The sequence below is a fragment of the Nevskiales bacterium genome, from assembly GCA_035574475.1.
Classification (GTDB): domain Bacteria; phylum Pseudomonadota; class Gammaproteobacteria; order Nevskiales; family DATLYR01; genus DATLYR01.
In genome coordinates this window covers 1-9,193 of record DATLYR010000102.1, presented here as the reverse complement: position 1 = coordinate 9,193, position 9,193 = coordinate 1, and the positions used below count along the sequence as shown (strand labels likewise).

10 protein-coding genes are annotated in these 9,193 nt (G+C 67.9%); 2 read left to right on the top strand and 8 right to left on the bottom strand.

Features of this window, described 5'->3' with window-relative positions:
- The 6 genes from VNJ47_06080 to VNJ47_06055 all read right to left on the bottom strand — a co-directional run.
- Positions 1–257, bottom strand: a 257-nt coding sequence (locus VNJ47_06080; protein HXG28400.1) for an NAD-dependent epimerase/dehydratase family protein, incomplete at its 3' end; no start/stop codon positions are given.
- 248 nt (positions 258–505) lie between these two features.
- Positions 506–3,214: a methionine synthase gene (metH, locus tag VNJ47_06075; protein HXG28399.1), complete on the bottom strand. Its 2,709-nt coding sequence runs from the start codon at positions 3,212–3,214 to the stop codon at positions 506–508.
- 14 nt (positions 3,215–3,228) lie between these two features.
- Complete coding sequence (locus VNJ47_06070; GenBank protein ID HXG28398.1) at positions 3,229–4,290, bottom strand: homocysteine S-methyltransferase family protein; 1,062 nt, start codon at positions 4,288–4,290, stop codon at positions 3,229–3,231.
- Positions 4,291–4,384: 94 nt separating this feature from the next.
- A complete protein-coding gene (locus tag VNJ47_06065) occupies positions 4,385–4,939 on the bottom strand; it encodes a GGDEF domain-containing protein (GenBank protein ID HXG28397.1) in 555 nt (184 codons plus the stop codon).
- Between the two features lie 100 nt (positions 4,940–5,039).
- Positions 5,040–5,411, bottom strand: a complete 372-nt coding sequence (locus VNJ47_06060; GenBank protein HXG28396.1) for a hypothetical protein — start codon at positions 5,409–5,411, stop codon at positions 5,040–5,042.
- Between the two features lie 6 nt (positions 5,412–5,417).
- Positions 5,418–5,987 (bottom strand): GGDEF domain-containing protein, encoded by a 570-nt coding sequence (locus tag VNJ47_06055; protein HXG28395.1) that lies wholly within the window; start codon positions 5,985–5,987, stop codon positions 5,418–5,420.
- 113 nt (positions 5,988–6,100) lie between these two features.
- Between VNJ47_06055 and VNJ47_06050 the strand changes: the two genes are divergently transcribed.
- Both VNJ47_06050 and VNJ47_06045 read left to right on the top strand, forming a co-directional pair.
- Positions 6,101–6,676, top strand: coding sequence for a uracil-DNA glycosylase family protein (locus VNJ47_06050; protein HXG28394.1), 576 nt, complete (start codon positions 6,101–6,103; stop codon positions 6,674–6,676).
- A 39-nt stretch (positions 6,677–6,715) separates the two neighbouring features.
- On the top strand, positions 6,716–7,159 hold the full coding sequence (locus VNJ47_06045) for a DUF1499 domain-containing protein (GenBank protein HXG28393.1): 444 nt from the start codon (positions 6,716–6,718) through the stop codon (positions 7,157–7,159).
- A gap of 152 nt (positions 7,160–7,311) precedes the next feature.
- Here the strand turns inward: VNJ47_06045 and VNJ47_06040 are convergent, their stop codons facing one another.
- A complete protein-coding gene (locus VNJ47_06040) occupies positions 7,312–8,415 on the bottom strand; it encodes a prolyl oligopeptidase family serine peptidase (GenBank protein ID HXG28392.1) in 1,104 nt (367 codons plus the stop codon).
- Between the two features lie 79 nt (positions 8,416–8,494).
- Entirely contained in the window at positions 8,495–9,043 is a 549-nt protein-coding gene (gene sufT, locus VNJ47_06035) for a putative Fe-S cluster assembly protein SufT (GenBank protein ID HXG28391.1), read from the bottom strand.
- Positions 9,044–9,193: the final 150 nt, after the last annotated feature.

Sequence of the window (9,193 nt, the reverse complement as noted above, 5' to 3'; positions counted from 1 at the left end):
GTGTGGAACACCAGCTCGCAGCCCTTCATCGGGCCGTTGAAGGCGCCCGCCTGCAAGAGGTCCGCCTGGAACAGCGCGAGCCTGCCCGGCGTTTTCGCAGCGATGCGCTTGAGGTGGCCGACCTTCTTCTCGTTGGACGGATCGCGCACCGTGGCACGCACGTTGACGCCCTGTTCCAGCAGGTATTTCACCAGCCAGGAGGCGATGTAGCCGTTGCCGCCGGTGACGAGCACGGGCTTGGTCTTGTCGATGTTCATATCATGCGCTCCGCGCAGCCTCTTTGAATGGTGGAGGGCGGGCGCGTCCGCGACCGTGCCCACATACTGATCAGGTTGCCAAATAGTGCGCACTTCGAGGGACATGCCGATCGATTCCGTCTTTCCGGCGAAAGCCGGAATCCAGTGACTTTCTGCGCCATTCTACAAAGGCACTGGATCCCGGCCTGCGCCGGGATGACGGCAAGAAGTTACACACTATTTGACGGGCTACTCAGTAAGAATAAAGACTAATCTTCCGGATCATACCCGAGGTTGGGCGCGAGCCATTTCTCCGCCTGCTGCAGCGTCCAGCCCTTGCGACGCGCGTAATCGGCTACCTGGTCCTTATCGATGCGGCCGACCACGAAGTACTGCGAGGCCGGATGCGCGAAGTACCAGCCGCTGACCGCCGCGCCGGGCCACATGGCATAGCTGTCGGTGAGCTCGATGCCGGCGTTGTTCTTTACGTCCAGCAGGTGCCACAGCGTAGCCTTTTCCGTGTGCTCCGGGCAGGCCGGGTAGCCGGGCGCCGGGCGGATGCCGCGGTACTGCTCGGCGATCAGCGCGTCGTTGTCCAGCTGCTCGTCGGCCGCATAGCCCCAGAATTCGGTACGTACGCGCTGGTGCAGGCGCTCGGCGAAGGCCTCGGCCAGGCGGTCGGCGACGGCCTCCAGCAGGATGGCGAAATAATCGTCGTGCCGCGCCCTGAGCTCCTCGACCTGCTCCTTGACGCCGATGCCCGCGGTGACGGCGAAGGCGCCGATATAGTCCACCTTGCCGAGCGGCTTCGGCGCGATGAAATCGGCCAGGCAGCGGTTGGGCACGCCCTCGCGGTGCTCGGTCTGCTGGCGCAGGTGGTGCAGGCGCGCGAGCGGCGTCAGCCGCGATTCGTCGGTGTACAGCTCAATGTCGTCGTCGTTGACCTGGTTGGCGGGGAACAGGCCGAACACGCCGTTGCAGGTGATCCACTTGTCGCGCTGCAGGACGTCGAGCAGGCGGTTGGCGTCGTCAAACAATTTTCGCGCCTCCGGCCCGACATGCGGCTGGTTGAGGATGTCCGGGTACTTGCCCTTGAGCTCCCAGGCAGTGAAGAACGGGGTCCAGTCGATATAGGGGCGCAGGTCCGCGATCGGATAGTCCGGCAGCCGGAACACGCCGAGATTCTTCGGGCGGACGATCGGCGTGGCCGCCCAGTCGATGGGCGTCTTGTTGGCGCGCGCAGCGGCGAGCGTGATGAACTTCTCCCTGGCCGCCTTGTTGCGGTGGCGCTCGCGGATCTCGGCGTACTCGCGCTCGATCTCGGCCACCAGCCTGGGCTTCTGCTCCTCGCTCAAGAGCGCCGACACAACCGGCACCGAGCGCGACGCGTCCTTCACCCAGATCACCGGGTGGCTGTAGTTCTCGTCGATCTTGACCGCGGTGTGCGCGCGCGAGGTGGTGGCGCCGCCGATCAGCAGCGGGATCGTGAAGCCTTCGCGCTCCATCTCCTTGGCCACCGTCACCATCTCGTCCAGCGAAGGCGTGATCAAACCCGACAGGCCGATGATGTCGGCCTGCACGTTGCGCGCGGTCTCGAGGATCCTGGTGACCGGCACCATCACGCCCAGGTCCACGACTTCGTAGTTGTTGCACTGGAGCACGACGCCGACGATGTTCTTGCCGATATCGTGCACGTCGCCCTTGACCGTGGCCATGACGATCCTGCCTTTGGCCTGGACTGCGTCGCCCGGTTTCTTTTCTGCCTCGATGAAGGGAATCAGGTAGGCCACCGCCTTTTTCATCACGCGCGCGGACTTGACCACCTGCGGCAGGAACATCTTGCCGGCGCCGAACAGGTCGCCGACCACGTTCATGCCGTCCATCAGCGGGCCCTCGATCACTTCCAGCGTGCGGCCGCCGTGCGCCGCGATCTCGGCGCGCAGTTCCTCAGTGTCGGCCTCGACATGCGCATCGATGCCTTTGACCAGCGCGTGCTTGATGCGCTCGCGCACCGGCAGGCTGCGCCAGCCTTCGTCCTCGGCCGTCTGCTTCTGGTCCGTGCCGCGGAACCGCTCCGCGATCTCCAGCAGGCGCTCAGTGGCGTCCGGGCGCCGGTTGAGGATCACGTCCTCGATGCGCTCGCGCAGCTCCGGGTCGATCTCGTCGTACACCGGCATGCCACCGGCGTTGACGATGCCCATGTCCATGCCGGCGCGGATGGCGTGATACAGGAATACGCTGTGGATGGCCTCACGCACCGGGTTATTGCCGCGGAACGAGAACGACACGTTCGACACACCGCCGGACACCAGCGCGCCCGGCAGGTTCTGCTTGATCCAGCGTGTGGCCTCGATGAAGTCCACGCCGTAGTTGGCGTGTTCCTCGATGCCGGTGGCGACCGCGAAGATGTTCGGGTCGAAGATGATGTCCTCGGCCGGGAAACCTACCTGTTCGGTCAGGATCCGGTAGGCGCGCGCGCAGATGTCCTTGCGTCGCTGCAGGGTGTCGGCCTGGCCCTGCTCGTCGAAGGCCATCACCACCACCGCCGCGCCGTACTTGCGGCACAGCCGCGCCTGCTCGATGAACTTCGCCTCGCCCTCCTTGAGCGAGATGGAGTTCACGATCGGCTTGCCCTGCACGCATTTCAGACCGGCCTCGATCACCTCCCACTTGGAGGAGTCGATCATGACCGGCACGCGCGCGATGTCCGGCTCGCTGGCGATGAGCTTGAGGAAATGCTCCATCGCCGCCTTGCCGTCGAGCATGCCCTCGTCCATGTTGACGTCGATGATCTGTGCGCCGGCCTCGACCTGCTGGCGCGCGACCGTCAGCGCCGCCACGTAATCGCCGGCCTTGATCAGCTCGCGGAAGCGGGCCGAGCCGGTGACGTTGGTGCGCTCGCCGATGTTGACGAACAGCGTCACGCCATCGGGCGGGCCGATGTTGAGCGGCTCGAGGCCGGACAGGCGGAGTGTCATTGCCGTCTCCCGGTCTAGGCGCCACCCGCTCCCGCGGGCGACAGAGGGGCTGAGCGAGAGGGCAGCGGGCGTGGGCGTTTGTCGCGCACGTGCTGCGCGATGTGCGCGATGTGCTCGGGCGTGGTGCCGCAGCAGCCCCCGACGATGTTCACCAGCCCGGCGGACGCGAACTCCTCGATCACGCAGGCGGTCTCGTGCGGCCGCTCGTCGTACTCGCCGAAGGCATTCGGCAAACCGGCGTTCGGGTAGCAGGACACATAACAGTCAGCCACGCGCGCCAGCTCGGCGAGATAGGGGCGAATCTCCTTTGCACCCAGCGCACAGTTGAGCCCCACCGCCAGCGGCCGTGCGTGGCGGATCGAGTTCCAGAACGCCTCGGTGGTCTGGCCCGACAGCGTGCGGCCCGAGGCGTCGGTAATCGTGCCGGAGATGATGATCGGCCACTCACGGGTACGTTCCTCGAACAGCGTCTGGCAGGCGAAGATCGCCGCCTTGGCGTTGAGCGTGTCGAAGATGGTTTCGATCAGCAGCAGGTCCGCACCGCCGTCCAGCAGGCCACGCGCCTGCTCGTGATAGGCCGCGACCAGCTCATCGAAGCTCACGTTGCGCGCGGCCGGATCGTTGACGTCCGGGCTGATGCTGGCGGTGCGATTGGTCGGCCCGAGCGCGCCGGCCACGAAGCGCGGCTGCTCCGGCGTCCTGGCCGTCCACTCGTCCGCCGTCTCGCGGGCCAGTTGCGCCGCCGCCCGGTTCAGTTCGTAGGCCAGTTCCTCCATGCCGTAGTCGGCCAGCGAGATGCGCTGGGCATTGAAGGTGTTGGTCTCGATGAGGTCGGCGCCGGCTGCCAGGTATTGGCCGTGGATCTCGCGGATGATGGCCGGCTGGGTCAGCACCAGCAGGTCGTTGTTGCCCTTGAGGTCCCGCGGCCAGTCGCGGAAACGCTCGCCGCGGTAATCGGCTTCGCCCAGGCGGTAGCCCTGCACCATGGTGCCCATGGCGCCATCCAGGATCAGGATGCGTTCGTCCAGCCGGCGACGCAGCAGATCGCCGGCCGGGTCGCCGTTATATCTGTTCATGCGGATAAGCGGAATATCAGGCCTGAGCCATTATCGCACAAGCCTACACCCCGCGGCAGCTGCGGGCCGGGTCCGGCGATGGCCGGGGCACCGCTCAGCGCAATGCGGAGGAGGCGCGGACGGTGTTGCCGCCCATGCGCCGGGCCTCGCGCAGGCCGGCGTCGGCGGCAATCAGCAGGGCGTCCACGAAGCGTGTCGGCCGCGGCACCATGCCGGCCACGCCGCAGGAGACGGTCAGCGCCCAGTCACCGGCGGCGGGTTTGAGCTGTTGGGCCTCGATCGCCTTGCGGATGGCCTCGGCGAGCTGGCGCGCGCCCTGGCGCGTGGCGCCGGAGAGCAGGATCGCGAATTCATGATCGCGCATGCGGCCGACGAAGTCGGCGCGCCGGCGGCAGTGTGTCGCGATCACCTCGGCCACTGCCTGCTGGCAAATGGCCGCGGCCGCCCCGCCACACTCGCGGAAGCGGTCGATGGAAAACATGATCACCGCCACCAGTCGTTTGCTCTGCGCGGCGCGCTGCCACTCCTGCTCCACACGCGCACGGAACAGGGCACGCGTCGCCACGCCGGTGATGGGATCGAAACCCGGGGGAGCACAGACACTGTCCGAGGCGCGGCGCGCAGGCCGGTTCCGTCTCTGCTGCTGCATGGGCGCTCCGCTCCCGGCCGCAGGCCGGAGTTTGCCTACTATCGGGAGGGTAACGCGCGGGCGTGGGCGCCGGTATAGATGGTTTTAACGGTAGGGGCGACTACTCGCCGCGGATCTCCAGTCGCTCGCCGGTGTCCACCACCCGCGGCTCGGCCGGCGTGGCCGGGGCCTGCCCCGGCTCCTGGATGCGCCCTTCCAGCGCGCGTCGCTCGGCGCTGTCGGCCGCGGCCGCCGCCTGCGCCCGCTGCTCGCGTGCCTGGCGCTTCAGCTGCCAGGACTGCTCGATGGTCTGGTTCAGCCGCTCACCGTCCCCCACATAAGTGCTGTTGAGCGGCTCGTAGGTTTCGGGGATGGGCTTGTCCACGTTCGCCGCCCGCTCGAGCAGGCCGCCGGGCCCGCCGGCCTGTTCGGCCGCGGCCGGCAGCGCCAGCAGCAGAGTCAACAGAGCCCATGCACGCATCGTGGTTTTCATTTCCGCTCACTCCCGTACACTGACCACGCAATTGCCGCCCCGGTCGCAAGCCTGCCCGACGCCATCGTCGGCCAGCTTCAGCAAGGACATCACGAAACGGTTCGGCTTGGGAATCACCGAGGCCGCGCCCACCGACACGGTGATGCGGGTACCGGTCTCGGCCTCACCGAGTTTCAACTGCTCCACCGCCTGGCGGATGTGCTCGGCAAGCTTCTCCGCGCCCTTGGGCGTGGTTTCGCTCAACAGCACGCCAAAGCCGTGATCGCGCAGGCGCCCGGCGAAATCGCCCCGGCGCCGGCAATGTCGCGCGATGATCTCGGCCACTGCCGCCAGGCAGGCCCGCGCGGCCTCTTCGCCCTTCACGCCCCGGTAGGCGTCGAAGCGGTCGATGTCCACCAGCAGCAGCGTCATCGGACCGTGATCACGGGCACGCCGGGCCCATTCCGTTTCGGCGCGGGCCTGGAATTTCTCGCGCGTCGCCAGCCCGGTGAGGGGGTCGAAGCCCACATCGCCGGCCGGGGTGGCGATCGCATCCATGACGCGTCGCCGCGGGCGCTGCTGCGTGAATCTCTGCATAGGCTGCGTGTTCCAGCTCGGAGCCTGAACCGCTCGCTAGCGTCTAACATTAGCACATGCCACCCCCACGACCCTCGGTACCTGCCGGACGCCAGCTGCGTGATCGCGACGCCATGGCCGCCCTCCTGCGGGAGGTGCGCGCCTGTCGCGTGTGCGCCGCGGACCTGCCGCTGGGGCCGAAGCCCGTGCTGCGCGCCAGTCCCACGGCGCGGCTGCTGATCATCGGCCAGGCGCCCGGCACCAGAGTGCATGCCACCGGCATCCCCTGGAACGACCCGAGCGGCGACCGGCTGCGGGCCTGGCTGGGCGTGGATCGCGAGACCTTCTACGACGAATCGCGCATCGCCATCACGCCGATGGGTTTCTGCTACCCGGGCAAGGGCCGCAGCGGCGACCTGCCGCCGCGGCCGGAGTGCGCGCCGCTGTGGCACGCCCGGCTGCAGGCGCTGATGCCGAAGCTGGAGCTGGTGCTGCTGGTGGGCCAGTATGCGCAACGCCACTACCTGAACGAGGCGGAACGGTCACTCGCAGAGATCGTGCGCGACTTCCGCCGCTACGGCCCGCGCTACCTGCCGCTGCCGCACCCCTCGCCGCGCAACCAGCTGTGGCTCAGGCGCAACCCCTGGTTCGAGCGCGAGGTGCTGCCGGTCCTGCGCCGGCGGGTGGCGCGGATACTGGCAGTCGGGTAATACTCGTGCGGCCGGTCCGGACATCTCAAGAGGCGAACCATGCGTCTGCTCGCTCCGTTGCTGGGTGTCGTGCTCGCAGCCTGCAGCGGCAAGCCGCCGCCGAATCTCGGCGCGCGCGACGGCCGGCTGTCGCCGTGCCCGAACAAGCCCAACTGCGTGTCCTCACAATCCGCCGACCCGAAGCATTACGTGCCGCCGCTGACCTTCGGCGTGCCTGCCGACACGACCCGGCAGGCGCTGCTGGCCGTGCTGCCGCAGATGGAGGGCGCGCGGGTGGTGACGCAGGAGTCCTTCTACATCCGCGCCGAGTTCACCAGCCGGCGGATGCGCTTCGTGGACGACGTGGAGTTCCTGATCGACCCGCTGTCGAACGTCGTGCACGTGCGCTCGGCCTCACGCCTGGGCTACTCGGACCTCGGCGTGAACCGCAAGCGGGTGGAAGACATCCGCGCGCGCCTGCAGCAGGCGCTGATGGTCGGCTAAGAAACCTCTGATCAATTCCTTCGTCACTCCGGCGAAAGCCGGAATCCAGCGACTTTCAAGGCTCTGGACCCCGGCCCCGGATCGAGTCCGGGGCAGGCTTTTCGCCGGGGTGACGAATTAAGACAAATGAATCAGAGCTTCCCTAAGGAAGCCTAGAAACCGGGTACCGGGGTCTCGCCCGGCGTGATGTCGGTGGCGCCGCTCATCAGTGCGTACAGCTGCTCGAAGCCGGTGCGCGTGACCAGGTGGGTGTCGCTGCCCTCCCAGCCGTGGCCGGCGAAGGGGCTCTCGTATTCCTGGCCGACGGCGCCGAGCAGCGGCCCCATCAGGATGGCCGTGGCGGTGGTGCCGGCCTCGCCGTCGCCCTTGCCGCCCACGGTGTAGAGGTGCGTGGGCACGCCGGCCGCGTTGAGCGCGACCGTCATCTCGCGGCTTTGCGTGGTCGGCACCAGGCCGTCGTCGATGGCGTGCACCATCACCGCGCCCTTGAGATAGCTCATGTCCCGGGCGCGCAGGACGTTGGTGATCTCGACGTAGCGGTCGGGCACTTCCTCGAGCGTGCCGCCGTTCTCCTCCTCCATCTCCTGCTGCGCCACGCCGCCGGCGGGCACGACCGGCGCCACGGCGCGGACGATGAGGTATTCCTCGATCAGGTTGTGCACGCCCTCGACCGCCACCCAGTAGTCAAACAGCGGCGAGCCGTCGGGGCGCACGGCGTCCGGCGAGGCGATCGCCACGCCCGAGGCGTTGGCCCCCATGCTGATGCCCATGGCGAACACCTGCGTGATCGAGGGATAGCGCGCCAGGAAATACCGGGCCGCGGCGATGGAATCGGCCGCGCCGGCACGCATGAACCAGCCGTAGTTCTCGATTTCCCCGCGCGTCGCCTGACCGGTGTAATCCATGGCCACCGCGACCGCGCCGTATTCATACGCGGCGCGGCGCAGGTGATTGCGCCACGAGCAGGAATTGTTGTGGTTGCCGTGGAACATGACCACCAGCTGCGTCGGCGCCGGCGTGTCCGGCAGCGTATAGCGGCCGTTGGCCAGGCCCAGCTGGCTGGTGTAGCGGATGCCTTCGTCACCCATTGCCTGCAGCCGCTCGTCGCTGAAGGCCGAGCAGGGCGTTTCCGTCGGCGCGCCGGCCGAAGGCCCCCGCCCCCCGGGGCCGTCGGACGAGCCGCCGCCCCCGCCGCAGGCGGACAGGGACAGCAACAGCGCAACAGGCAGTACGGAACGCATACGGGACTGGAACATGGCACAACCGGCGACGGAACAGTCAGGTGCAGTGTATGACAGCCACGTGACGCGCCGGAATCGTAGTTTTATAGGAGGTTCATATGAGCCCCGACTGCAGCCGGGCGGCCTCGGACATCATGCTCTGGTTCCAGGGCGGGTCGAAGACCAGCTCCACCTGCGCGTCGAAGATGGTCGGCACGCGCATCAGCTTGGCGCGCACGTCGCTGACCAGGATGTCGCCCATGCCGCAGCCCGGCGCGGTCAGGGTCATCTTCACGCAGGCGCGGCGGCCGCCCTCGGCGCGTGGTTCGACCCGGCACTCGTAGACCAGGCCCAGCTCGACGATGTTGATCGGGATTTCCGGGTCGTAGCAGCTGCGCAGCTGCTCCAGCACCAGCCGCTCGACATCGGCGTCGCTGGCATCCTCCGGCAGCGCGGGCATCGGCGCTGCCGTCTTGCCCAGCGCGTCGGCGTCCTGCCCGTCCACGCGGAACAGGTGGCCCTCGACGTAGATCGTGAAGCTGCCGCCGAGCGCCTGGGTGATGCGGCACTCGGTGCCGGCCGGCAGCGCATATTTGTCGCCCATCGGCACGCGCACGGCGACGATATCGCGGCTCAGGGTGACGGTTTCGCTGTCGGCGTGCATCGGCGTGGCTCGGTGTAACTGGGTGCGACCCGCGAGGGGCCCTGGCTCACCGGCAATAGGTTACTGCGGATACGGCGGCCCGGCTCAGGGCATGGCCTCGGCCGCGCGGTGCAGGGTGACGTTGCGGTTGTGAGTCTCGCGCATCCGCAG